Raw genomic sequence first — 23,843 nt, 5'->3', positions numbered from 1 at the left:
ATTAGGAATTTTATTGCGGGAACTAGAGGTTAATTTTGAAAGTAATAAGGCTGCCCAAAGGCAGCCTTATTATAAGCGAGTCACTCCACTGAAGCTATTCCGGCAAGAACCAAGATTACTGCAATAACCCTGTTGCCTCAGCCTGGTTTAGCTTAACCTTGCAGTAAGCTTAGTGCCGCTTGTGGCCGCTGATTTGCCTGAGCCAATACTGTTTGGCTCGTTTGTTGTAAAATCTGAGCACGGGTTAATTCTGCAGTTTCCTTAGCAAAATCAGTATCGCGGATCCGTGCACGTGCACCCGAGACGTTTTCTGATACGTTAGTCAGATTTCGAATGGTTGCCTGGAACCGGTTTTGCACAGCACCCATATCGGCTCTTTTCCCGTCAACGGCTGCGATAGCTAAGTCGATGGCGGTGATAGCTAACCCTGAAGCAGCTGATGCAGCGGCTGTTGTGGCACCCGATACAGATATAGTGTTAATACCTAAACCCGTTGCACCCCAACCACCCGTTCTAGATAAACCAACTTTAATATATTCGTCAGCATCACCTTTAGCACCAACTAAGAAATTAAAACCTTTATCAGTACCACCATTTAACAACAACTGATCACCAAAACGTGTAGTTGAAGCAATCCGGCTGATCTCAGTGGTAAGTTGAGCGATTTCTTTTTGTATCGCGCCGCGGTCTGTTAAAGAATTAATACCATTTTGTGCTTGAACAGCAAGCGTTCTCATGCGCTGCAAAGAGTTTGTAATTTCATCCATTGCTCCTTCAGCTACCTGAGCTAAAGAGATACCGTCATTGGCATTACGTGACGCTTGATCTAAGCCATTAATCTGACTGGTTAAACGGTTAGAAATTTGTAAGCCTGCGGCATCATCAGCTGCACTGTTAATACGGAAACCTGATGATAAACGTTTAAATGCTACGTCTAACGCGTTACCTGAGCTCATCATCTGACGTTGTGCATTCAGTGAAGATGTATTGGTGTTTACGAATAAAGCCATGATGTATTCCTCGCTATTTAACCTGTTAAGGCAAACTAAACTGCGTATTGCCTGTTTCTTGCCGTGTTAAATATTTATCGGCGCTTAGCGGGGAAACTTTAGAATTTTTTTGCTCGAAATTTTACTTAGATAAATCAAAATATTAAGTGCAGACTTTGTCGTCTGCACTTAATCTAGCGGATAAAATCAAATAACGTTGTAGAGTTAACTTTTGAAAATGTCTGTGATACCGCTTGCAAAGCAAACTCTTGCCGCTTAATTTCCGTCAAGGCGGCAGCTAAATCAACTTCAGATATATCGGCTTTGTACTGTTGGTTTGCAATTAGCAGATCTTCATTAGTGTTAAAAACACTATCCAGTACATTTAACCGTCCCCCCAGATTAGCTAGTGCACTATCGACATTATTGGCCGTTTTAGTAACCTCTTGTAAGGTATCCGCTAATACAGTTGATAATTGATCATTACTAATGGCAGGATTATTAAGTGCCGCGATAAAACTTTCCAAGGTATTAAGAATATTCGTTTGCTCTGGTGGTGGTAGCTCGAAATCGACCTGAGTGGGTAATGCAGTGCCAACATCTAAACCAAAACTTATACCATTAAAAGTGATACCTTGGCCGGCGACATAACTGCCTGTTGCTGCTGGTGTCAAACTAGTGCCATTTTGTAAAAACTCATAGTTACCTAAGGCATCAATTTCGAGGCTATATTGGTTGTTTGCAGGTGTGAGTTTATCAAAGTTATTTAAGTAGAAATTACTAAACTCCGTTTGATTTTGCACCTTAACATTAGCGTTAGCTGGCGCTGAGGTCACGGCAAACTCAAAACGTTTAAATACGTTTTCAAAAATTGACTTACCACTATCGTTACCGGCTAATTTAATTGAAGGTGAAATTTGCAATGCCTTGTTACCTGAATCACCTCTAAATTGATATTCACCAGTAATAGGATCCTTTACGTAAGCAGGGCTTTTATCTTGGAAACCAGCAAAAATATAACTGCCTTCAGCATTACTGGTATTCATAAGATCGAGTAGCTCAGTTTGAATATTTTGTAATTCAAAGGCGACTGCTTTTCGTTGCTCAATCGTATAAGTACCATTACCAGATGCTATCGCCAAGGCTGAAACCCTGTCATAGCTGCCACGCATACTGGTTAATACAGTTTCTTGCAGCGCCAGATTGTTTTTAAGTAGAACACTGTTGGTCTGAAATTGGTTAACCTGCTCTTTAGTCTGATCCAGGCTTAACACTTTTGCCGCACCCGCCGGATCATCTGCCGGAGACAAAATACGGGTTTGCTTGCTTAGTTGCGTTTCCGCTTTATTCATCTTTTGCTGAGCATTTAAAATACCGCTAAGACTTTGATTAAATTGCATATTAAATGTTAAACGCATAGCACTACCTCACAGCCTGTAGCAGGGTATCAAATATTGTTTGGGATGTAGACAAGATGCGCGCAGCCGCAGCATAGGTTTGTTGAAACCTAACCAAGTTTGCAGCCTCCTCATCTAAGCTTACTCCTGATAACGATTCGAACCAAATAGTAGTTTGTTCAAGTATAGCAGCGTTAGCTTCCTCGGAAGTTCGTGCTTGCCTGGTACGCTCACCAATATTACCCACTGTAGTGGCATAAGATTGATTAAAACTATATTGATTTAAAGCATTGGGTACAGTCACCGCGTTGCGTCGTGTCGTCTCGGCATTTTGTAATGACGCTAATTCTAAGCCATTCCGGTTATCGTTATAACCATTTAAGTTAAATTCAATCGTGAAACTATCACCAGGTTTAGGTACGCCATTGAGGCTGAAATCATAACCTAAATCAGATGCCAGTGTTGCTGGAGGGGTAGTGGGTATCTGTGATAGCACATTATTATAATTATTTGTAGAAAAAGAAGCGGTACCGAGTGAAGTTAACGTATTATCAAAAACTTCAAAGTTTTCCAAACCAGTAATTGTATCAACGCCCTGATAGATGACTGTAAGTGGCGCGTTGTCTAAGAAATTAGGCGTGGTATTAGTATTGGTTACAGTAATCGCATTAACTTGTGCATTCCCCAGATTCGATGGATCAAATGCAGCACGAATTGGACTAGCTAAAGCGATATCCTCTCCTCGATTTGTAGCCATCTGCAATTCCCTGGCAGCTTGCTGCAGAGGTTTTAATAAAAAACGATCTCCGACGACAGAGCCGGGACTAAGCGTAATTTCCAAACCATATAAGTCACCACTAGCATGATCAGTAGAATTAAGCGTAACCGGATTGCTAAAGTCCACGCCATTAATGACTCTATCTGAACCTGGTATAGCCTGTCCTTTGCTATCAAGCGCTTGCACCGTTACCTGGTTAGCGCCCGTGACTGAAACTAAAAAGTCATTTGGAGGAAGTTGCTGACCTTTACCAGGCTCCAGACGCACGTTTAAAGCAGCAGTCCCCGTGTTTTCACGATAGTTTAAGCCGGTAAAAGACGGCAAACGAATTAAATCTTTACCAATAACTCCATCAAGCGTCATACCTAAGCTGTTTTGCCGATTTAACGAATCTGCAAAAGAGAGTGCTAATTGTCCAAGTTGGACTTGTGTTGGATCTAAGATTTCTTCACGAAACGCAATCAGTGCGCCTAATTTTCCACCAATAGATTTAGAATTAACATCTCGTACTATCGAAGAGTTGGAGCTGAGCTGTAATTGTAGTTCTTTGCGACTCGGATCTGGATTGCCCTGCAATGACAATAATCTAAACTCACCTTGTTCTACGACCAACGATTGGCCATCATTCATAAAAACCAGTTTCTCGCCATTAGCAGCATCAAGAACATTGATTTCCATCATCTCTGATAATTTAAGGATAGCCAAGTCGCGCTTATCAACCAAATCCAGCGGAATGGGTCGGGTTGCACCTTTGCCATAAGCTGCAATATCTTTATTGTAAATGGCAATTTGCTTAATCATGTCATTGGCTTCATTGACATAAATATCAAATTGATCATTGATAAACAACTCTTGATCTTTTAGCAGGTTTGACATGCCCTCAAAGCGATTAAGTAAAGACTGTGCACTGCCAATGACTAACTGTCTGTTAGCAGGCTGTACAGGATCATTGTTTGCTGTTTGGATCTGGCGAAACAAATCATTCATACCTGTCGCAATGCTATTTGCCGGATTGGAAAACAATGCATCGACCCGATTTGCTTCTGAAACAAATTGTTCCGAAAAAGCATACTTAGAGGTATCACGGCGCATTTGCTTTACCGTGAATTCATTAATCAGTCGCTCTGTTGTCCCCTTACCAACTCCAAATCCTAAAGGGTCGGCCACAAATTCAGTTCTTTGCCGAACATAGCCCAGAGTATTAATATTAGCGATGTTATTACTCGTTGTACCCAGTAACAAGCTACTCGCTCTTACGGCTGAGGTACCAATTTTTAATAAATTATCTGACATCGCTTACTCCGAGGCACCTATGTTGCCTATTCGCTTTGTTCATCGGCTGCATCTGCAAAATCTTTAACACTGTTTAACTCACTGCGCACCTGCTCAAAAGCAGAACTATTAAATACCGACATGATTTTCTGTGCATAATTAGGATCAGTAGCGTAACCGGCGGCTTGTAACTCACTAAAATAGGCCGCGGGTTCTTTTGCCGCTGCTACCGCTTGCTGGTAACGCACGCTATTACCAATAAACTGAGTATAGTCCTGTAAGCTTTGCTCCGGCGAACTGTAAGCACGGAACTTTGCCTGCTCTTTTCTAGCCACACCTTGACGGTACTCCAGGGTATCGACTACGGCAGTATCTCCCTGCCAATTGCGGCTAGCTTTAATACCAAATAAATTAAAACTATTATCCCCACCGGCGGTCTTTATCATGCGTTTCCCCCAACCGGTTTCTAACGCTGCTTGGGCGATGAGGGCCAGAGGATCTAAACCCAGCGCACTGGCAGCTTGTTTCGCCGCAGGCAACAAGCTTCGAATAAACTCAACGGGTGAATCAGCCCGAAATTCCGTACCCTGGGTGGCATTTGCTGCAGCAATAGGCTGTACTTCTTTATTTTTTTCTGCGGCAGCTTTTTCCGCTTGCACGCGCTCCCGCTGCTGTTGCAGTTTATCAAGCAAGGGGCTTAGCTGCGAAATATCTCGCCGTCCCGGTTGTATCACATCAGCTTGCACCAACTGCTGCATCGCCTTGGCTCTAAGCAAGGCTAAATCGGATTGCTGGGTAAATTGTTGCGCTTCAGGTAAGGCTAATGTTTTGTTATTTTCTCCGGGTAACACTAGTGTCTGGGCTTTATTGCGCTGTGCAGCAACCGCTTGTGGATCCAGCTGCTTCACCAATAAATCCGCTAAGCCTAAAGAACCTTTTTGTGCTAAATCGGACGCCATTTGGCTATCATGCATATCACGATAAAACTCCGTGGTCTGGCTGTTCATCATGCCTTCGCTTTCAAAGGCGGCATTGGCCTGACGCATACTCTTTAACAGCATATTAAAGAATATTGCTTCAAACTGTTCAGCGGCTTGGCGCAAGCCTCCCTTTTCATCATTTTTAGCAGCAGTACGGATTTGCTGTAAGCTACTTAAATCATGGTAAGAATGCTGCAATTTGCCACTGTTCATATTAAATCACCACTAACTCGCCATGGATAGCGCCGGCTTCTTTTAAAGCTTCTAAAATAGCCATTAAATCACCCGGTGCCGCACCAACGGCATTGACTGTGCGCACTAACTCATCCAGGGTGACACCAGGATCAAATTTAAACATTCTGGAGTTTTCTGGGTTAACATTAATAATACTGTCTTCGATGATGGCTGTGTCGCCGCCGGCTAAAGGATTGGGTTGCACGACGATAGGGTTTTCTTCAATACTGACCGTTAAACCACCATGACTTACCGCTGCAGGAAATAGCCTTACATCTTTGCCAATAACGATAGTACCTGTGCGTGAGTTGATAATGATTTTGGCTGATTGATCCGCGGGTTGAAAGGTTAAGTTCTCGAGCACCGATAAATAAGATACACGTTGGCTAACATCGCGCGGCGCTCTGACCTGTACAGATGACGCATCTAGCGAGTGTGCGGTTTCAGGCCCCATAAAGCCATTAATGGCTTCTGCTAAGCGTTTTGCTGTAGTAAAGTCCGGACGCTTCAGATTAAAAGTAATAAAATCGCCTTTAGCAAAAGGTGATTCAACTTCACGCTCCACTACTGCACCGTTAGGAATACGACCTACAGTAGGCGTGTTCACCAAAATACGTGAGCCGTCTAACCCCTCCGCGCCGAGCCCGCTGACAATAAGACTTCCTTGAGCAACCGCATAAACATTCCCATCCAAACCAGTTAAAAAGGTTTGTAACAAGGTGCCACCCCGCAAGCTCTTGGCGCTACCAACCGATGACACGGTAATGTCAATAGTTTGCCCTGGCTTAGCAAAAGCCGGAAGCTCGGCATGAATGGCTACGGCCGCCACATTTTTAATTTGGGTACGAGCACCAGCAGGCAAATTAATACCAAAACTGGCTAGCATCGTCCGAAAGCTTTGCTCAGTAAAAGGACTCTGCTCACCAGTACCAGGCAGACCAACCACCAGACCATAACCAATCAACTGGTTACTGCGCACGCCTTCGATATCGGCAACATCTTTAATTCTGGCAGCGCTTAGCGGTAAAGTTACCGCTATAAGACCTAGCAGTACCAACTTAATAACATTACGCATACTGCACTCCTAGAACGGCCACAATGGGCCATTAAAAAACCGGGTTAACCAACCAGGCGACTGGCCACCGTGATGTGCGCCTGTACCACTATACTCGATGCGTGCATTAGCGATTTTGGTCGACTCTACTGTATTATTGACATCCACGTCCTGCGGACGAATCACACCCGTTAAACGAATGTACTCTTTACCGGTGTTCAGGGTTAACCACTTTTCTCCCCGAATAACCAGGTTTCCGTTTGACATCACCTGTAAAACATTGACCGAGATATCACCTACTAAGCTATTACTTTGGTTAGCTTTGGCATCACCTTTAAAGTCCTGGCTGCTGCTTGAACCGAGCTGTAACACATTGCCACCAATGGAGGCGTTGCGGCCACCAACATTTAACGGATCGAAGGCGACATTACTGTCTTTCTTAGACTCCGTTTTTGCATTCTTCGAGGCTTGTGTTTTTTCGCGCAGGACGACCGTAATAATATCGCCTTCATGCCGTGCTTTATTATCCGAATACAAACTGTTGGAATGACTTTGCGTAAATAAAGAGCCATTACGCACAACAGGCCGCGGTGCAGGCTCTGGCGGCAGCGGAGCAAAGTAAGGATCGTCTGGCCGAGCTTCCTGCGTTGCAGCACAACCGGTGAGCAAACTGGTTAAACAACCTAACGCCAATAGCATGAGTAGATTACGCATCGGATTTACCTACCTTATAACTGCTGAATCACAAAACCAAGCATCTGATCAACCGTTGAAATGACTTTTGAATTCATTTCATAGACACGCTGACTCTCTATTAAGCTGACCAGTTCCTCAGTCACATTCACATTGGATGTCTCCAGAGCGCCTTGTACTATAATGCCAAGACCTTCCAGCCCGGGAATACCCTGCACAGGCTCACCACTGGCTGGCGTTTGGCTAAACAAATTCTGTCCTATCGGCTCTAAGCCTGCCGGATTAATAAAGTTTGTTACCGTAAGCTGCCCCAATACTGCACTTTCTACCTGACCGGCTAAACGCACTGAAACCTCCCCATCCTGAGAAATAACAATACCCGTTGCATCAGGCGGCACCACGATATTTGGCTGAACCTGATAGCCCGCCCCAGAGGTCACCACATTCCCTTCACCGTCTACAGTAAACTGACCGTTGCGGGTGTAAGAAATATTGCCATCGGGCATTAATACTTCAAAGAAGCCATGTCCTTGAATCATAATATCCAAGCTATTTTCAGTGGCGATAAGGTTTCCCTGAGTAAAACTTTTTTGGGTAGCCACAACTTTGGTACCTGCACCGATCATTAAACCATTAGGTAACTCTGAGTTTTGTGAAGAGCGCCCGCCAGGTTGATTAATGTTCTGATAAAGCAAATCTTCAAAGACCGCTCTACTTTTCTTAAAGCCAACGGTGCTGGCGTTAGCAAGGTTATTGGAAATAACAGAGATATCACGCTGTTTAGCGTCAAGCCCTGTTTTGCTTATCCACAATGCCGGATGCATTTGTACCTCCTGGGCTCGCGCCCTGTTAACTGAGTGGTAAACACTTGATGGCTTACCTGCAATACTCTGTCTTGCTGCATTACTCTACTAGTTGCAAACTTAGCCCATGATCCGTAACAGTTGATTCTGTTGTTGGTCCATTTTTTCGGCTTGCTTCATCATTTTCACTTGTAATTCGAACTGCCGCTGCAAGCTAATCATAGATGTCATCTCACCTACGGCATTTACATTACTGCCCTCGTAGGCGCCATTGAGCAACGACACCTCAGCGCTAGCTTCAGCCAGTTGGCCATCTTTACGCCGGAACAATCCGTCGTTGCCCTTAACCAGATCCACATAATCTGGTTTAACCAACTTTATTCTGCCAACTTCTTCTAGCACATTGGCAGGCGCACCCTGGGCCCTAGCACTAACGGTACCGTCAATGCCAATTTCCATTTTCGCCAGTGGCACTGGCAACTGTACTGGGCCATCATCACCAATTACGGGTAAGCCACTTGCAGTTATCAGCATTCCATCTGGTGTAAGCTGCAAATTACCGGCTCGGGTATAAGCCTCATTGCCATTTTTATCTTGCACCGCAAACCAACCACCACCTTGAATAGCGATGTCCAATTCTCGTTCGGTAATAATCATGGCGCCGCTGTCAAAGTTTTGACCTGGACTTTCCGTCATCGCAAATACTCTGGTCGGTAAACCGGCACCAAAAGCTTGCATACTGCGGGCTTGTTCAAAGTCAGCTTTAAAACCTACCGTACCGGTATTGGCCAGATTATTAGCGCGAACACTGATGCCATTCATGTTTTCTTTGGCACCGCTCATCGCGATATATAACAGACGATCCATGATTCACCTCATTGGAGAATGCTTAATAACACTAATGGTTAGTATGCAAGCAATAACAGTGCCAGAATAATAGTTCGTGGTTTTTAAGCTGTATTTTGGAGTGCATCCAGAAAAGATAAAGCCACCCGCAGGTGGCTTTATTAAAATGGTAACAAATTACCGGATCTGCAGTATCGTTTGTTGCAAGGAGCTATTCACTTCCAATGCTCTGGAGTTTGCCTGGAAATTACGCTGTGCGCTAATAAGATCAACTAACTCAGTGGTTAAGTTGACGTTTGATTGCTCCAGCGCGGACGAGTTTACCGCACCAAAAGTACCGGTATTTCCCTGCCCTGAGATCGGCTCACCTGAGGTAATTGACTGCTTCCACGAGGTATTACCTACTTGTTTTAACCCTTGCGTATTGGCAAAGCGGACCATAGCAACCTGAGCTAAGTAGGCAGAGTCACCATTACTGTAACTGGCCAGTACCTTACCAAAGGCATCAATATCTACGCCGGTTAAGTTACCAACAGTTGCACCGTCTTGGCTTAAGTTATTAACATCAAACGAAGAAGCAAATTGAGTCGGTACCCGAACCCCGGCAGCATCTCTAAAATTGATCAATAAGTCGGTGGGAAACTGTGCTCCGTTAGTTAAGTAATCACCGCCCACATCATTTAGAACATTCCTTGGTAAGGTGATTCTTGGAGGCGTGCCAATAGTGGTATTTGCAAATGGTGGCTCATTTGGTGCACCAGTTGGTACCATAAAATTACCATTAGCGTTGAAAAAAATAGATTCACCTTGAAACACTACATTATCACCTGGTGCAGGCGTTGAAGAGGCTTGACTGTCTCGACCTACACTATTAAACATCACGTAGGTTTCCCACTCTGTCCATGTTTCATTGGGATCCGTCGCATCTACTTTTTCCATTTTCCGGAAAAAGGTAGTTACTATGTGTGCCTCGCCCAAACTATCATAAACCGTCACTGAAGTGGAATGCGTATAGGTAGATCGATCTGATGCGATAAAATCAATTGAGCGGTCTTGTCCGGGTGTACGTGAATCGACATTCATACTCAGGTATATCTGGTTAGTTGCGCGTGGCGCACCTGCAGAGGTCGGAATCGTAATTGGCTGAGTGGTACTTAAACTTACTGACTGATTTTCACCAGTAACAGGATCAACCGAATACCCTTGTAAATAGTTACCGTTGTTATCAACAATAAAGTTGTCTTTGTCTAGCTTAAAAGCCCCCGCCCGGGTGTAGGTCATATCTTGCGAGAACCGATCCGGTGTTAACGCAAAGAAACCTTCACCGGTGATCGCCAGATCCAGCGAGTTATTAGTAAATTGCAACGATCCTTGGTTAAACTGCTGCGCCACTCTGGAAGTAGTAACGCCATCCCCTACTTTCGTTCTGCCGGAAGAAAAGATTGAAGTGGCATACACATCAGCAAATTCTGCCCGCGACTCTTTAAAACCAGTAGTATTTACGTTAGCAATATTATTTGCTGTCACGTCTAAATCTTTTTGTGCAGCGGCAAGGCCGCTTAAAGCTATATTAAAACTCATAACTAACCTCGCTTACTTAACTGTAAGAAACTTCTAAAACATCACCTAACTTAACCGGACCTAAGCCAAGTAAATTCAATAAGATGCCTTTACCATTACTATTCATACTGACACTACCTACTGGCGTATAAACATTTGCCGGTAAACTGGCAGTAGTTCCATCACTATAACTTGCTTCCACTTTGAGCTTGTAAGTGCCTGCTCGCACTCGCTCTGCCAGCTCGCCGTCTATTTCATCGGCACTACTTTCACCAGACGGCAAATAAGAACCGTCCCAAATAAAGGTGTTACGCCCAACATTAGGATTTTCAACACTGAAACTTTGTATAAGCTCACCTTTTTCGTTTTCTATCATTACTCGAAGCATGGTGGCAGGTTTGTCTAACTCAATGGTGCCACGGGCTAAGGTATCGCCGGTAAACACTATTTGATCGGATTTGGTTAACACACTGCGTCCGACCAAAGACGATGCTTGCAGTGCCTGATTAGACGTCATACTTTCTGCTAAACCACTAAAGTTCTTATTCAGCTGGGAAATACCGTCAGCCATAGTAAAATTAGTCATTTGTGCAATCATCTGATCATTCTCAACCGGTTTAGTCGGATCTTGAAAAGCTAATTGCTGAGTGAGTAATGCAAAAAAGTCAGCTTGAGTCAAAGCACCGTTATTTTTATCAGGTACTTTGTTAGTGTTATCCCAATACATGCCATCTAGTGCAGGGTTTTTGTTTACCGTAGTCATCATTTAATCCTTAGCTGGCCTGTCCCATACGCAAGGTGCGCATCAACATCTGCTTAGCGGCATCCGCAGTTTGCACATTGGTTTCATAAGAGCGGGAAGCAGAGATCATATTTGCCATCTCTTCCATAATGTTGACATTAGGCTTATAGACATAGCCATTTTCATCAGCTAATGGATGATTAGGTGCATACTCCACCGTTGGTGGCGCATCCGATTCAACGATACCCAACACCTTTACGCCACTACCGGCATCTTGTTGCCGCCTTGCCTCTGCCAGCTCTGCTGCAAATACTGGATGGCGGCCACGATAAACCTGATCAATACTGCTGCTTACCGTATTGGCATTAGCAATATTACTAGCAGTAGTGTTCATCCGTACCGATTGCGCGGTCATGCCAGAGCCTGCAATATCAAAAACTTTAAATAAGCTCATAATTATTGTCCTGTACCTGTAATGGCTTTTTTCAAGCCACTGATGCGACTGTTTAAGAACTGTAAGCTGGTTTGGTACTCAATGGCGTTTTGCATCATGGCATTGCGCTCGCGATGCATATCCACACTGTTACCATCACCGGTATCAGGTTGGTCTGGATTTCGATACTTAACTTCCTGGCGCACAGCCGTAGAAATAGCAAAGTGCCCGTTGTGCGTGCGACTAACAGGCTGCGATTGCCGAGATTGGGCGTTAGTTAATGCTTGTTGAAAATCAAGATCTTTTGCTTTATAGCCGGGGGTATCGGCATTAGCGATATTTTCTGACAACACCTGGGCGCGGCGATCCCGAACCAGCAGCGCCTGTTGGTGCAAGCCAAATGCTTTGTCAAAACTGATTGCCATTTTTTTGCCACCTTATGTTGAACTTTCAACAAAAGCATGCAAAGAGCAGGCCAAAATTTAGTAACTAGATTTTTTTGCGGTAAATTATGCCGGGGTTACAGCGTAACATCTCAAAGTCTTCGTTTAAGCTAGATAGTGATTCAGATGCGCCAAGGATCAGATAACCGCGACTATTCAAAGATTGCGCGAACTGGCGAATAATTTTTGCTTTGACTTCTGGTGAGAAATAAATCAATACGTTACGGCAGAAAATAATATCAAACTTACCTAGCAAGGTGTAACTATCTAATAAGTTAAGGTGACGAAAACTGACTCTTTTGCGAACAACCTCCTTTACCCGCATCATACCTTTGCCACTTTCTTCAAAGAAGCGAGCACGCCGCTCTGGCGATAAACCACGTGCTAAAGCTAAACCATCATACTCCGCCCTTTGACAGTGCTCCAGCATAGTATTAGAGATATCCGTACCCAGAATACTGACGCCGCCACCAAAAGCAGATGGCCGCCCTTGTTGATATTCCATAATGGTCATTGATATAGAATAAGGCTCTTGCCCTGATGAACTGGCGGCCGACCAAATTTTGACACTGCGGCAAGTTTTTTCCAGATCCGGCAACAATTGGTTTTTCAACAACTCATAAGGATAAGTATCACGAAACCACAAGGTTTCGTTGGTGGTCATAGCGTCAATAACCGCAGACCGTAATTGGCGTTCAAAAGGACTCATCGTTTTGTTAACTAATTCAGATAGCGTCGCTATCCCAAAACGTTGCATCAAAGGTGCCAGACGGCTCTTAACGAGATATTGCTTATTTTCGCCAAGTACGATACCGCATTGTAGCTCCAGAAAATCTCGGAACTGTTTATATTCAGACTCCTGTAATTGCTTACTCTCCACGAAATTTCCTTAGCAATTAGTCTACATGCAACCATTTCTGCACTGATTGTGCTAATTCATCTGGATTAAATTTAGCAATAAAATCCTCAGCGCCAACCTTCTGTACCATCTGCTGATTAAAAACACCACTTAACGAGGTATGCAAAATAACATGCAGTCTGCGTAATTTGGGGTCAGCTTTCACTTCAGCAGTTAAGGTATAGCCATCCATATCTGGCATCTCAATATCAGAAATCAGTAAGCCAACCCGCTCCGTTATAGATTCTTTACACTCTTTACTAAGTTGCTGTAGATACGTCAATGCCTCGCGGCCGTTATTCACCAGGTGCATCTGCACACCTAAAGGCTCGAGTGATCGTTTGACTTGATTCCTTGCGACAGCTGAATCGTCCGCAATCAGGATAATGCGTCCGCCCAAATCAGCAGTAATACTCTTGGTTACCGATTCATCATGAATCATGGTAGGAGACGGAGAAATTTCTTCCAGTATTTTTTCAACATCCAGAATTTCAACAAGCTCTTTATCAATTTCCGTCACGGCAGTCAGATAGCTTTGCTTACCGCTAGTGCCTTTTGGCGGCGGCATTATCGCTTCCCAGTTCATGTTAATGATGCGCTCCACTGAGCTCACTAAAAAACCTTGGACAGAGCGATTATACTCGGCAATGATAATAAAAGCGGTAGACAGATCAGCAATAGCTTTACCGCCTGTTGCCAGACTTAAATCAATAACTGAAATAGTTTGCCCTCTAATGTGCGCAATACCCCGCACAAACTGGTTGCGTTTGGGCATAGCAGTAAGACGAGGACACTGCAAAACCTCTCTTACTTTAAAAACATTAATACCATAGCGCTGCCGTCCGTTCAGCTTGAACAGTAATAGTTCAAGCCTATTTTGCCCGACCAATTGGGTTCGTTGATTGACGGAATCTAGAATACTAGACATCAGCAGCTCCTTTAATTGCCGTTAGGCGTGGTAATTGCATAACAGCATGCAAGTGTCAGAAAACCGGCGTTATAAATCTCTGCTGGCATGTTATAACCCTTTACTTATAAAGCATAGCCAAACCATATGAAAAAGTACGAAAATTTTATTTTATATCTTATCTTAACTGTTTATTTATGGTTGAGTTACCCTCTGTTTGCGGTACCTCAAACTAGCCAATGGTATAGTCCAGAGCAATTAACTGAAATGGCTAGGGATTGGCTAACAGAGGAGTTACTGGCACTGAATACTGATGCCGAACTTCATGTCACCGCTTTAGATAACAGATTAGGAAGTAAAGAATGTACCGCAGCATTAAACTTTACTCTACCAGCAGGCTATAACCCAAGACAAACAACTGTGCAAATAAGTTGTAGCGGCCCAACCCCTTGGCAGTTATTTTTGCCGGTGCGGTTAACAGAATGGTTAGAATTAGTTGTTATCAAGCAAAATATTACTCCAGGTACTGTCATTACTGCCGATATGCTAGAGTTACAACGTAGAGAGCGTCGCTTAGTTAGGGGAACCATCATTCAAGATCCGACGATGGTTCTTGGCAGCAGAAACAAACGTAGCTTTAGTGTTGGACAAATTATTAGCTTGCAAGATCTTTGTCTTGTATGCCGTGGCGATATTGTTACAATACAAGTCAGTAATAATGGTTTGTCAGTAACTGCTACGGGTATTGCTCAGCAGGATGGTACGCTTGGCGATGCCATAACGGTGAGGAATCAACAATCCGGGCGCAATATACAAACCGAGGTTGTGGGCGTCAATCAGGTTAAGGTGAAATTTTAGCGAAAATGCTAAAGTTTTTTATGTTGCAGCCGTTAACCTAAACATAAGGACTAAGGTTTAGGTGATGAGGTTCTATTATGGCTATAAATATCAACAACCTGCAGAATTCAACGCAGGTAAAAGCAGACAAGACAGATCAGGCGGTACAGCGCCAACAATCTGTTGTGCAGCAAAACGCTACCAGTCAGGCTTCGCAAAAGCAAGATTCAGTGTCTATTACACCACAAGCTCAGCAGTTCACTAAACTGCAAGAGAAAGCGGCTAATAGCAGCGGTATTGATCAAGAAAAAGTGGATAAAATCAAGCAAGCAATCGCTGATGGTAAATATAAGATTAATGTTGAGATGCTAGCGAAGCGCATTATGCAATTTGAAGGCGATTTATTCGAACGGAAATGATCTCAGCTGAACAAAACATCATCACCTTATTGACAAAACAACAAGCGCAGCTGGATGCGCTCTTGTTGTTGCTGGAAAAAGAGCTGGTTGTGCTCGCCTCGCGCGACATTGCTGCACTTGATGAACTCACCGCACAAAAAATAGAGCTGCTGTCACAGGTGCAAGAAATTGATCAGCAAATTGGTCAACAAAGTACTTTGCAGGATTCATTGCGCGAACCTTGGTTTGTAGAGCAGGTCAGTGAGCTCGAACAGCGTCTGGCACAGTGTAAATCGCAAACTCAGGTTAACCAACAAGTTTTAGAGCAAAGCCAATTAACATTAGACCGATTAAAAAACGAAATATTAGCTAGTCAGGGTAAATCGGGGTTAACCTATACTAACAAAGGCAAACCCGCTATAGAAAATAAAGGCGGTGGTATCAAGGCTTAAAATATTTCCCCTACCAAAAGTAACGTACACTTCGTACACTTTGTTTTGGCTGAACATTTTGCAAAGTCGCATAAACTTCTGCAAAATCCAACTCAAGTTCAGTAATATAAGTATCTGCCACAGCATAAGTTTTTACCACTCTGGCACCTCTTATCACCCCCTGAACAGACGCCTCTAGTACATCATTTTGCGCGACCATTGCACTGAGCGTATTTTTGCTGTCAATTCTTTGACCGTATACTCTTTCCGCTAATTCTCGATAAGCTTCTAGCTTTGAGGCTCGCATCGCCATTAGCATGCGCTGAGTATCACTACCGCCCTGTTGTGCAGATATGGGCGCAACCCCTAGCGCCGTAATCACTGGAAATGTAACGGGTGGCTCTTGTTGATATTCGATATGTCGATCTGCGACTTGACTGCAAGCGCTGATAAAGGTACTCATTAGTAATACTGCGCCCAAATTTTTCATATAACTTACCTTCCAAATTCAAAAAAATATAGCGTGTTCAGGCAGCATTTATGCCGTGCCTCCCGTTACTAGTGAGTAATCTAGCAAAAACTACGCCATTTGTTAGGCTTAGCTTGTTTCGGCATAGTATTTGCTTGCTTGACCTGTAAATCAGCAAGCATTTCGCTGTGATGCTCAATAATCATTAGCAGGTACTTTAATAATGACGTTTTGGCAAAAGAACAAACAAACTCTGATAGCAGGTTTGGTACTAAGTTTAACTACGTTAGTCCATAGCCCAGTACTTTATGCTAACTGGTATGAAGCTACAGGTCAGGCAACTATTGAGCGTGGTGATTTAGACAGTGCACGACGCGCAGCGATAGAAGATGCATTGCAGCGGGCAACCTTATTTGCTGGGGCTAAACTAGAAAGCCATCAACAAGTGATTCAGGGCATTTTGCAGCACCATCAGGTTACTTTGAGTAGCTCAGCAGAGCTGAAGCAAGTGCAACTCCTATCTGAAACTCATAGTAATCAACAAGTTTTTATAACTTTAAAAGCTCATATCCTGCCAACGGCAAGCAGCTGTAACCAACAATATCGTAACGCACTGCTGTTGAGTCCAATACACCTACAAGCCCGGCAAGATGCTATCTATGGACAGCTTTTCCAACTAGGTGAACATAGCAGCCGTCAGTTAGCCGCACATTTAAAAGATTTTGGACCTTCGCTGCTGATACAAAACCAAACTCAACCACTCTTCCCAGAACAGCTAAACTTTGCTGCGGCGGAGCAGTTCTTTGAACAAGGCCAACAATTTATTCTGTTAGCAAACATCTATGATTTATCGCTCGGTGATAAAACCAGTAAATTCTGGCAAAGCAGTGTAAGGGAGCGTTTTTTCGCTTTGGACGTACAGCTATACGATACTTTTGAACGCCGAGTCCGCTTTCAACGCGAGTATCGCACTAGCAGCCATTGGCCAGATCAAGATAAGCAAACGCCATCTAGCCATAGCATGGCCTTCTGGCGCATGCCTTATGGCCAAAAAATTGACCAATTGTTGCGAGCTGTGGCGCTGGACATCCAGCAGGAAACCCAGTGCCAGCCGTTGTTGGTGCCAATTAAACAAGTCCGGCAGCAACAAATACAACTGGGATTAGGTACAGTGCACGGTCTACGGGCTGGTGATCATGTCAGGCTTATTCAAGTGCAACGCGATCCACAGCATGCCGAAATACGTCGCTTAGTAGATAGCCCATTGCAATTAACCATTACAGAGGTTACTGCGGATAGTGCCTGGGCGGCTTCTGCCTCGCAGCAATTGTTAAACCATATTCAGGTAGGTGATATCGTCAGTATTATCGAGCGCTAACAAAATAGCCCTACTAGCCTTTGAAAGTTACACAGTTGTGTTAAAGCGCTTGTGTGAACAGTTCACATAAGCGCTTTATTCTGTTAGACTTCTTGCCCTGTTGCCCCATAGTTAAATGGATATAACGGCCCCCTCCTAAGGGGCAGTTACAGGTTCGATTCCTGTTGGGGCAGCCATTTCGATAGCTACGCTATTCCTGTCTTTATTACCGCTGTATTATCCATTGGAAACGGGCTGCCTAAATATAAAACACGACGATTGTGCAATAAGAAAGCTTTGCAAATTTCTCACAGTAAGCCAAGATAAATAGCAGTAATTTACTTATGCGACTCTACAGTGTGCGGCAATTACGAGATGACTATAGCACTGTCTAATAAAATGTAGCCATGTGCTCAGTTTTACGAAATTAAAAATAAGGAAATATTATGGCGTACGATTATGGCAGTGAGTCCTTAGGGATCCGTAATCCATTTAAAACGGAAGGATTACTACGCGCAATACGCGGTTTCTTAGTAAGCATGCTGGGGATTTACCCACTGCTACAGGTGGCAAGTATTATTAAACAAGATCAAGTACTAGCTTGGATCTACGCCGCTATTGGTTTTGTCTTGCTGGCAGCAGGCCTACGCGCACTGGGTAGTGGTATTTTTCAAATGCTACGTTTTTTTGTTGGCCGCAGTGTCCCCACCTCTTTGGCAACGAACTACAGTAAATCAGAGCGGGAAACCGCCAAGCTGGAACAGCCACATTACAAAAGTAATGATTTAGAAGAAATGCTAATGGGCCGTAAAAATAAAACCTTTGTAGAACCAGAAGGTTTTATTTCCCGCTTGGTACATACACTTGTTCCTAAACTGATATTTTTACCTTATCCGCTTCGTAATTTGGCACAACGTTTTGCCGGCGCCATTATTGCGACTGCCGTAGCCTTAGTTGCGTATGCGCTTACTGCCTTTGTTTGTATAACTGGTTTAGCAGGCAACACAGGCGATATTTTGTTACCATTTTTCTCATTTTTTTTAATAGTATATCTGATTATGACCTGGCGCACGGCAAGTACTGTTTCTCGCCAAGCAGAACGACAAATAGAGAGCCAAGGCAATTTCAAGCTAGTGAAAATTATTGCTTTTGCCATTTTAGCTCCCGTACTGTTGGGTGTAGCTATAAATCAGTTATTACAGCAGCGCGATGTAGCGCTGTTTGTTGCGGAGCTGCAAGGTGCTGAGCTGGAGAGCTTGGCCATTTTACCACAGTTGCTTTTGGTCATGCTGTTTGCGGCAATTAGCGGTACCCTTACCTTTTTATTATTGAAGCAGCGTACAGCTATAGTAAAAGCGCAAACCAAAGTCTCTGAATATCGCGCTAACTGGCAAGAAAATATTCATCCACGCGAACTCTTTGTAAATATTGACAACATCGTAATGGCTAATCGGCGCTACAAAGAAATCCCTAATAGAGTTTACCGGGAGCTCGCTCCAAAATTAAATGAACAATCGGCAAGCAAAGGTGATTTTAGCGGCGAAGTGATCATTGAGACCCAACCAGCTTATACGCCGATTGAGCATACTAAATTCTTCAAACAGCTTCGGCTGTGGTCAACCATTCTTGGGCAAATATTCTTGGTGATTGGGCCGTTAATACTGTTTTATTTATTAAGTGAATCAGAGCTAATATTAAAACTCATTCGCGAATTTATGGCATTACAGCGGCCAAGCAGCGCGGCGGTACAGCAATTTACGGTCTCTTTATTTAACGAAGGACAATTTGTTATTGCTTTACTATTTAGTTGGTTAATCTGCAGTAGTTTCGGACGCTTACTGGAAAATTTCAGTCACACCTTCTGGGCAGAACTGAATTTCGACTCGTTATTGGTCTATTTAAAATGTGAAGGAACATACACGGAAAGCAAGCTGACGACCGGTAAGGGTATTTACGATTCAACCTCGTCAGAGAATTATGTAATGCGCTCCTCCTTAACCCCCTGGATTATCACTTCACGGATTATGACCAGTACCTTTGCTGATAGTGGCAGCAAAAATGTGGAGCACCCGCGGCATATTCTAGAGATGGTCGATAATCCAGAAGAAATGCAGGCAATTTTAGATGATATTCAAAGCTTCCTATCAGACCGTGAAACTATTGCCAGTATCAGAAACTCCCAGGATTTATCCAATACCGAGCGTATTTTTCAAATCAATCAGCAATCTCGTGCTATGCCAGTCAATGCAGATCAGGGAACATTAGCAAGCCCACAACAAGATGCAGATGCGAGTTTCTCGTTAGATAAGCCGCAAAACTAGCAGCTTTTTACGCTGCAATAGCAGACCTTAGCAATCTGCCAGCTCGTGCTCAGCACAAGCTGGCGTTTTATACATATTTTAGCGAGCAATGCCCGGATAAAGTGAGCTAATTACAAAGTGTGGGATAAGTTGTTGCGAACTGGCAGCCACCACTTTGCTACGGAAATTAATAACTCTGGCATTAACCATAATACCCCTTGGTCCAAACACCATAGTACCTGAGAGGACATAATCAATTTGTTGTAACGCATCTAATTGGCTATGATTACGGCTAAACACGAAATCACCATTAGCGGTTACCTGAATATCTCGGGTAGTTTTAAAATCAACCACACTCACGCCAAACTGCTGTAACTGATGAATAAAGGCTTCTGCAAGTTGGTTGCCAACGATATTGGTACGGTTCAACTCGCTGTCTAAATCCACAAAAGAGGCAACAGCAACCCGAGATTCCGTAGGAAAATAGTGAAAGGTTTCCACTAACTGCATGGCCATTTGTGCCACGTAATCATTTAGCTGTTTATTAGACTGTAAACTCGTTACATATTGATAAGGCACAGCCCAGCCATGTTGACGGTTTACAACGTTTGGCTGAGTTGTCGGTAAAGGCGTAACGACATCTTTGCGGCCATGATCATGATAGTGACGTCGTATTTCACTGCTACACTGCCCATTACTATCACAGCGGCTATAACCATCTTCAACTCTATGATGGCTTTGGCATCCCGCCAAGAGTGTCAGTGCACTAAACCATACCAAATTTCTTTTTATCATGGAGATCTCCTTAAAACTCACATAGCTATTTTCTATGTTAGCTCTATTTCGACCTCGCTGTGACTTTCTTTAATAATATTAACCTTGTTTCAGTTTCAGGGTAGCATCGCTATGCTGTTGCAAGATAGCGTTGTAAACCGCTGCAGGCACAAAAGTTCTGGCAGCAGAGATCACTCTTTTGCTATCAATCTGAATTAGACGGGCGTTTAACATGATCCCCGCTCGGTGGTGAGTAGCCGTGCCTGTCACGACGTATTTTATCGGTAGCTCTGCCGATAATTCGCTAAAGTCGCGACTTAGCACAAAGTCGCCTTTTTCAGTAACACGAATGTAATCTGTTACTTTAAAATCCAGCACCGGCACGCCAAATAAATGTAAATCATAAATAATGGCTTCACTCAAATGATTGGTGAACACCGAGCCTTGCTGTAAATCAGTATCAATAAAGGCTAAATCCGTTACTGCTACCATGGCCTGCTCTTCTACCCTGTGGTGATTTGCCATCAACTCATGCACTAAATTACGTGCATATTGATCTAAAGTTATCACGGGAGTGTGGCGATAGTGCTCAGTAACAGATGCTGGAGAAAACGCTTGTTGATTATTAATTCGCGCCTCTCTGGCAAGTTCGCCGCGCATGCTAACTGCATTTTCCGGGACTACCTTAGCAGTATTATTCACCGGCTGTACGCATGCTGTTAAGGCTAGAAGTAAAAAAGAACTGGTTATATAAATTCTCATGGTCGCTCTCCGATCCTGTCACTGCGATATAAATAATTACCGCGGGTCCGCATTTTTTCTGCACTCCACATTACGTTATCAGGAACATAGTCTGTGGCCGCCGCCAGCACCTTTTGGCTTTCCACATCTATCAACCTAACATTCACGACAAAGCCGTCTTCCTGCACGCTGTAGGTGCCACTGAGCAGCACTCTGGCCCGGTGTTGCTGCTTAAGCTCAACCAGTTGCCTGGAAAATCCCTGTTCATGGTCAGTCTGCAGTAAGATTTCGCGGCGAAGCCGAATATCAACCGCATCATAGCCGCGCTGCACCGCTTCGGTTAACATGCTTTCGGCTAGCTGGTTTGCCAGCTCAACCTCTTGTGCACTATGTTGCGCCAAACTTAATGGCCGTACCGGTAGAAAACTACTAACCGCTAACTGCTGTTGCCGAATAGTGGTATTTTTCGCCAGTTCAGCAAACAACTGTTGCGCTAAACGTTCAGTATAAAACCCCAATGGTTCCGGGCTTAGTCCCACGGCAGATACTTGCCGCATGGGTAAGTTAACCGTCTCATCCGGTTTTGAAAAATGGGCACAGCCGCCAAGCAGTGCCAGTAGCACACTGCCCAATAGATATCTCATAACCACCTCATTCTGGTTGTTATACCTGCTTTGTAAAGGCGCCAGCGGTATGGACGGCACCTCTATGATCTAGGGTATACAGTGCACCAAGCAAAAAGTGCGCCAGAAGTTTGGTTGGTTTATTGACTAAACGCTGAAAGGATACTTAATTGCTGGGTGGCTTTGATAACCCTCTAGGGTAAAATCGTCTGTGCTCACCCAACTTTCGACATCGGCAAGAGTTTTAATGTTTGGATTAATATGTAATTTGGGTGAAGAGTAAGGTTCACGTTCAAGTTGCTGCTTCATCAGCGCTAACTGGTTTTCATAAATATGTGCATTCACAATTTTATGGTACACCTTGCCTGCTTTATGCCCAGTGATTTGTGCTATTAATGCCAATAACACAAAGCACTGTACCTGATTAAAATTCAACCCCAACGGCACGTCGCAACTACGCTGGTAAGAGGTAAGATACAAGGTATCGCCCAATAAGCTAAAAGTATGGGTGTGCATACAAGGGCGCAGACAACCCAGCTCGAATTCGCCAGGGTTATAAAACGTCAAAATCTCGCCACGATCATCAATACCCTGGCTTAAATTGGTCACCAGCTTTTGTAATTGATCAAGCTTAGTACCATCAGGTTTTTGCCAGCCCCGGCCCTGCACGCCGTAAACACGGCCAAGATCGTCCTCACCTTTACGATGCGAATTAGTTAACCAGGCCGCGTTTTCATTAGCATTAGCGTTCCAGGTATTGCAACCAATAGCTCGGAACTGAGCAGCACTATCGTAACCACGTAAATAACCTAATAGCTCAGCAATAGCGGCTTTATAAAAGCTTTTACGAGTTGTGAGCAGAGGAAACTGATTAGCCGCAACATTATACTCCAAATCCGCATTGATCACGGTAAGACAACGGGTGCCGGTGCGGGCATTATTTACCCAAATACCTTCATCAATGATACGTTGGCAAAGTTGTAAGTATTGCTTCATTACTTAACTCCAATTTTTACTGCCCATTTTTTGGCAAACAAAATAATGGCTAAACCAGAGAGTATCATCGGTAAGCAAAGCCATTGTCCCATCGTCATGCCAAGCGATAATACGCCAAGATGAGCATCTGGCTCACGGAAAAACTCCACGGTAAAACGTGCTATACCATAACCTGTTAGAAACACTCCACCTATAACGCCAGTAGCCGGCTGCATGCGCCTTACCACAAGAATAACAATAAAGAGCAACAAACCTTCTAACGCTACATGATAAAGCTGCGACGGATGCCGTCCAATAGCTCCACCGGTTGGAAAAACCATAGCCCAAGGAACATCGGTCGGCCGGCCCCACAGTTCACCGTTAATAAAGTTACCAATACGCCCAGCAGCTAAACCCAGCGGCACCAGTGGGGCGACAAAATCGCCCAGAGCCAGATAGGTTTTGTGATATTTACGGGCGAACAAGGCCATTGCCAGTAAAACGCCAATTAAACCACCGTGGAAAGACATCCCTCCTTCCCAAACTCTAAATAGATAAAGCGGGTCTTGCTGTACCTGCCCAAAGTTGTAAAACAAGATATAGCCTAAACGCCCACCTAAAATAACTCCCAGAAAACCATAGAACAGCAGATCACTCACCTGCTCGCTAGTCCAGCCTGATCCGGGCTTTGCTGCGGCTCGGTTTGCCAACCAATAGGCCAAACCGAAAGCGACCATGTACATCACACCGTACCAGTGGACTTTTACAAACCCCAGGTCCAACATCACCGGATCTATGTTGGGAAAAGGAATGGGCGAACTGCTCATATAAATCCTTACTCAATTTAATACTGCAATAGCGCTGTGGCTATTTGCTCAAAATGTTATTGGGGATGAGTGCTTTGTAACG

The 23,843-nt window shown here is 44.0% G+C and carries 25 protein-coding genes and 1 tRNA gene; 6 read left to right on the top strand and 20 right to left on the bottom strand.

Going from position 1 to position 23,843, the window contains the following annotated elements:
• Nucleotides 1–152: 152 nt before the first annotated feature.
• From IE163_RS09650 to IE163_RS09585, 14 genes are all read right to left on the bottom strand, one after another.
• The gene (locus tag IE163_RS09650) at nucleotides 153–1,010 is read right to left on the bottom strand and encodes a flagellin N-terminal helical domain-containing protein (RefSeq protein WP_189432640.1); all 858 of its coding nucleotides are present in this window, start codon (nucleotides 1,008–1,010) and stop codon (nucleotides 153–155) included.
• A 173-nt stretch (nucleotides 1,011–1,183) separates the two neighbouring features.
• Complete coding sequence (flgL, locus tag IE163_RS09645; protein WP_189432638.1) at nucleotides 1,184–2,407, bottom strand: flagellar hook-associated protein FlgL; 1,224 nt, start codon at nucleotides 2,405–2,407, stop codon at nucleotides 1,184–1,186.
• Between the two features lie 4 nt (nucleotides 2,408–2,411).
• The gene (gene flgK / locus IE163_RS09640) at nucleotides 2,412–4,457 is read right to left on the bottom strand and encodes a flagellar hook-associated protein FlgK (protein ID WP_189432636.1); all 2,046 of its coding nucleotides are present in this window, start codon (nucleotides 4,455–4,457) and stop codon (nucleotides 2,412–2,414) included.
• 26 nt (nucleotides 4,458–4,483) lie between these two features.
• On the bottom strand, nucleotides 4,484–5,629 hold the full coding sequence (flgJ, locus tag IE163_RS09635) for a flagellar assembly peptidoglycan hydrolase FlgJ (protein ID WP_189432634.1): 1,146 nt from the start codon (nucleotides 5,627–5,629) through the stop codon (nucleotides 4,484–4,486).
• Between the two features lies 1 nt (nucleotide 5,630).
• Nucleotides 5,631–6,725, bottom strand: a complete 1,095-nt coding sequence (locus IE163_RS09630; RefSeq protein WP_189432632.1) for a flagellar basal body P-ring protein FlgI — start codon at nucleotides 6,723–6,725, stop codon at nucleotides 5,631–5,633.
• A gap of 9 nt (nucleotides 6,726–6,734) precedes the next feature.
• Nucleotides 6,735–7,418 (bottom strand): flagellar basal body L-ring protein FlgH, encoded by a 684-nt coding sequence (flgH, locus tag IE163_RS09625; RefSeq protein ID WP_189432630.1) that lies wholly within the window; start codon nucleotides 7,416–7,418, stop codon nucleotides 6,735–6,737.
• 14 nt (nucleotides 7,419–7,432) lie between these two features.
• Entirely contained in the window at nucleotides 7,433–8,221 is a 789-nt protein-coding gene (gene flgG, locus IE163_RS09620) for a flagellar basal-body rod protein FlgG (RefSeq protein WP_189432628.1), read from the bottom strand.
• 99 nt (nucleotides 8,222–8,320) lie between these two features.
• Complete coding sequence (locus IE163_RS09615; protein ID WP_189432626.1) at nucleotides 8,321–9,067, bottom strand: flagellar basal body rod protein FlgF; 747 nt, start codon at nucleotides 9,065–9,067, stop codon at nucleotides 8,321–8,323.
• Nucleotides 9,068–9,223: 156 nt separating this feature from the next.
• Nucleotides 9,224–10,627 (bottom strand): flagellar hook protein FlgE, encoded by a 1,404-nt coding sequence (gene flgE / locus IE163_RS09610; protein ID WP_189432624.1) that lies wholly within the window; start codon nucleotides 10,625–10,627, stop codon nucleotides 9,224–9,226.
• A gap of 16 nt (nucleotides 10,628–10,643) precedes the next feature.
• Complete coding sequence (locus IE163_RS09605; protein ID WP_229833510.1) at nucleotides 10,644–11,372, bottom strand: flagellar hook assembly protein FlgD; 729 nt, start codon at nucleotides 11,370–11,372, stop codon at nucleotides 10,644–10,646.
• Nucleotides 11,373–11,379: 7 nt separating this feature from the next.
• Nucleotides 11,380–11,802, bottom strand: a complete 423-nt coding sequence (gene flgC, locus IE163_RS09600; protein WP_189432622.1) for a flagellar basal body rod protein FlgC — start codon at nucleotides 11,800–11,802, stop codon at nucleotides 11,380–11,382.
• 2 nt (nucleotides 11,803–11,804) lie between these two features.
• Nucleotides 11,805–12,206, bottom strand: coding sequence for a flagellar basal body rod protein FlgB (gene flgB / locus IE163_RS09595; protein WP_189432619.1), 402 nt, complete (start codon nucleotides 12,204–12,206; stop codon nucleotides 11,805–11,807).
• 64 nt (nucleotides 12,207–12,270) lie between these two features.
• A complete protein-coding gene (locus IE163_RS09590; protein WP_189432617.1) occupies nucleotides 12,271–13,104 on the bottom strand; it encodes a CheR family methyltransferase in 834 nt (277 codons plus the stop codon).
• A 16-nt stretch (nucleotides 13,105–13,120) separates the two neighbouring features.
• Entirely contained in the window at nucleotides 13,121–14,050 is a 930-nt protein-coding gene (locus IE163_RS09585; protein WP_189432615.1) for a chemotaxis protein CheV, read from the bottom strand.
• Nucleotides 14,051–14,176: 126 nt separating this feature from the next.
• Here IE163_RS09585 and flgA point away from each other — a divergent pair, with 126 nt between their 5' ends.
• From flgA to flgN, 3 genes are all read left to right on the top strand, one after another.
• A complete protein-coding gene (gene flgA, locus IE163_RS09580; RefSeq protein ID WP_189432613.1) occupies nucleotides 14,177–14,887 on the top strand; it encodes a flagellar basal body P-ring formation chaperone FlgA in 711 nt (236 codons plus the stop codon).
• Nucleotides 14,888–14,964: 77 nt separating this feature from the next.
• Nucleotides 14,965–15,285, top strand: a complete 321-nt coding sequence (flgM, locus tag IE163_RS09575; RefSeq protein ID WP_189432611.1) for a flagellar biosynthesis anti-sigma factor FlgM — start codon at nucleotides 14,965–14,967, stop codon at nucleotides 15,283–15,285.
• Complete coding sequence (gene flgN, locus IE163_RS09570) at nucleotides 15,282–15,716, top strand: flagellar export chaperone FlgN (protein ID WP_189432608.1); 435 nt, start codon at nucleotides 15,282–15,284, stop codon at nucleotides 15,714–15,716. The genes flgM and flgN overlap by 4 nt, the downstream gene beginning before the upstream one ends.
• A gap of 10 nt (nucleotides 15,717–15,726) precedes the next feature.
• Here the strand turns inward: flgN and IE163_RS09565 are convergent, their stop codons facing one another.
• The gene (locus IE163_RS09565) at nucleotides 15,727–16,185 is read right to left on the bottom strand and encodes an LPP20 family lipoprotein (RefSeq protein WP_189432606.1); all 459 of its coding nucleotides are present in this window, start codon (nucleotides 16,183–16,185) and stop codon (nucleotides 15,727–15,729) included.
• 202 nt (nucleotides 16,186–16,387) lie between these two features.
• Between IE163_RS09565 and IE163_RS09560 the strand changes: the two genes are divergently transcribed.
• From IE163_RS09560 to IE163_RS09550, 3 genes are all read left to right on the top strand, one after another.
• Nucleotides 16,388–17,542 carry a flagellar assembly protein T N-terminal domain-containing protein gene (locus tag IE163_RS09560; protein ID WP_189432604.1) on the top strand — a complete coding sequence of 385 codons (1,155 nt, stop codon included), beginning with the start codon at nucleotides 16,388–16,390 and terminating at the stop codon, nucleotides 17,540–17,542.
• A 101-nt stretch (nucleotides 17,543–17,643) separates the two neighbouring features.
• A tRNA-Arg gene (locus IE163_RS09555) sits at nucleotides 17,644–17,718 on the top strand.
• A gap of 249 nt (nucleotides 17,719–17,967) precedes the next feature.
• Entirely contained in the window at nucleotides 17,968–19,842 is a 1,875-nt protein-coding gene (locus IE163_RS09550; RefSeq protein ID WP_189432602.1) for a hypothetical protein, read from the top strand.
• 78 nt (nucleotides 19,843–19,920) lie between these two features.
• On the opposite strand, the gene IE163_RS09545 is transcribed toward IE163_RS09550, so the two are convergent.
• The 5 genes from IE163_RS09545 to lgt form a co-directional block, all read right to left on the bottom strand.
• A complete protein-coding gene (locus IE163_RS09545; protein ID WP_189432600.1) occupies nucleotides 19,921–20,616 on the bottom strand; it encodes a FlgO family outer membrane protein in 696 nt (231 codons plus the stop codon).
• 78 nt (nucleotides 20,617–20,694) lie between these two features.
• Complete coding sequence (locus tag IE163_RS09540) at nucleotides 20,695–21,357, bottom strand: FlgO family outer membrane protein (protein WP_189432598.1); 663 nt, start codon at nucleotides 21,355–21,357, stop codon at nucleotides 20,695–20,697.
• Nucleotides 21,354–21,980, bottom strand: a complete 627-nt coding sequence (locus IE163_RS09535) for a FlgO family outer membrane protein (protein ID WP_189432596.1) — start codon at nucleotides 21,978–21,980, stop codon at nucleotides 21,354–21,356. Before IE163_RS09535 ends, IE163_RS09540 begins: the two co-directional genes overlap by 4 nt.
• Before the next feature lie 126 nt (nucleotides 21,981–22,106).
• A complete protein-coding gene (locus tag IE163_RS09530; RefSeq protein WP_189432594.1) occupies nucleotides 22,107–22,955 on the bottom strand; it encodes a thymidylate synthase in 849 nt (282 codons plus the stop codon).
• A complete protein-coding gene (gene lgt / locus IE163_RS09525; RefSeq protein WP_189432592.1) occupies nucleotides 22,955–23,761 on the bottom strand; it encodes a prolipoprotein diacylglyceryl transferase in 807 nt (268 codons plus the stop codon). Before lgt ends, IE163_RS09530 begins: the two co-directional genes overlap by 1 nt.
• Nucleotides 23,762–23,843 lie beyond the last annotated feature (82 nt).

It is taken from the genome of Alishewanella longhuensis, from assembly GCF_014653435.1.
GTDB classification, from domain to species: domain Bacteria; phylum Pseudomonadota; class Gammaproteobacteria; order Enterobacterales; family Alteromonadaceae; genus Alishewanella; species Alishewanella longhuensis.
Note: the sequence above shows the minus strand (reverse complement) of the source record. Positions and strands in the feature narration are given on the sequence as shown.

Coding starts and splice junctions, on each gene's coding strand:
- IE163_RS09650 (WP_189432640.1), bottom strand. CDS start 1,010: ATGGCTTTATTCGTAAACACCAATACATCTTCACTGAATGCACAACGT.
- flgL (WP_189432638.1), bottom strand. CDS start 2,407: ATGCGTTTAACATTTAATATGCAATTTAATCAAAGTCTTAGCGGTATT.
- flgK (WP_189432636.1), bottom strand. CDS start 4,457: ATGTCAGATAATTTATTAAAAATTGGTACCTCAGCCGTAAGAGCGAGT.
- flgJ (WP_189432634.1), bottom strand. CDS start 5,629: ATGAACAGTGGCAAATTGCAGCATTCTTACCATGATTTAAGTAGCTTA.
- IE163_RS09630 (WP_189432632.1), bottom strand. CDS start 6,725: ATGCGTAATGTTATTAAGTTGGTACTGCTAGGTCTTATAGCGGTAACT.
- flgH (WP_189432630.1), bottom strand. CDS start 7,418: ATGCGTAATCTACTCATGCTATTGGCGTTAGGTTGTTTAACCAGTTTG.
- flgG (WP_189432628.1), bottom strand. CDS start 8,221: ATGCATCCGGCATTGTGGATAAGCAAAACAGGGCTTGACGCTAAACAG.
- IE163_RS09615 (WP_189432626.1), bottom strand. CDS start 9,067: ATGGATCGTCTGTTATATATCGCGATGAGCGGTGCCAAAGAAAACATG.
- flgE (WP_189432624.1), bottom strand. CDS start 10,627: ATGAGTTTTAATATAGCTTTAAGCGGCCTTGCCGCTGCACAAAAAGAT.
- IE163_RS09605 (WP_229833510.1), bottom strand. CDS start 11,372: ATGATGACTACGGTAAACAAAAACCCTGCACTAGATGGCATGTATTGG.
- flgC (WP_189432622.1), bottom strand. CDS start 11,802: ATGAGCTTATTTAAAGTTTTTGATATTGCAGGCTCTGGCATGACCGCG.
- flgB (WP_189432619.1), bottom strand. CDS start 12,206: ATGGCAATCAGTTTTGACAAAGCATTTGGCTTGCACCAACAGGCGCTG.
- IE163_RS09585 (WP_189432615.1), bottom strand. CDS start 14,050: ATGTCTAGTATTCTAGATTCCGTCAATCAACGAACCCAATTGGTCGGG.
- flgA (WP_189432613.1), top strand. CDS start 14,177: ATGAAAAAGTACGAAAATTTTATTTTATATCTTATCTTAACTGTTTAT.
- flgM (WP_189432611.1), top strand. CDS start 14,965: ATGGCTATAAATATCAACAACCTGCAGAATTCAACGCAGGTAAAAGCA.
- flgN (WP_189432608.1), top strand. CDS start 15,282: ATGATCTCAGCTGAACAAAACATCATCACCTTATTGACAAAACAACAA.
- IE163_RS09565 (WP_189432606.1), bottom strand. CDS start 16,185: ATGAAAAATTTGGGCGCAGTATTACTAATGAGTACCTTTATCAGCGCT.
- IE163_RS09560 (WP_189432604.1), top strand. CDS start 16,388: ATGACGTTTTGGCAAAAGAACAAACAAACTCTGATAGCAGGTTTGGTA.
- IE163_RS09550 (WP_189432602.1), top strand. CDS start 17,968: ATGGCGTACGATTATGGCAGTGAGTCCTTAGGGATCCGTAATCCATTT.
- IE163_RS09545 (WP_189432600.1), bottom strand. CDS start 20,616: ATGATAAAAAGAAATTTGGTATGGTTTAGTGCACTGACACTCTTGGCG.
- IE163_RS09540 (WP_189432598.1), bottom strand. CDS start 21,357: ATGAGAATTTATATAACCAGTTCTTTTTTACTTCTAGCCTTAACAGCA.
- IE163_RS09535 (WP_189432596.1), bottom strand. CDS start 21,980: ATGAGATATCTATTGGGCAGTGTGCTACTGGCACTGCTTGGCGGCTGT.
- IE163_RS09530 (WP_189432594.1), bottom strand. CDS start 22,955: ATGAAGCAATACTTACAACTTTGCCAACGTATCATTGATGAAGGTATT.
- lgt (WP_189432592.1), bottom strand. CDS start 23,761: ATGAGCAGTTCGCCCATTCCTTTTCCCAACATAGATCCGGTGATGTTG.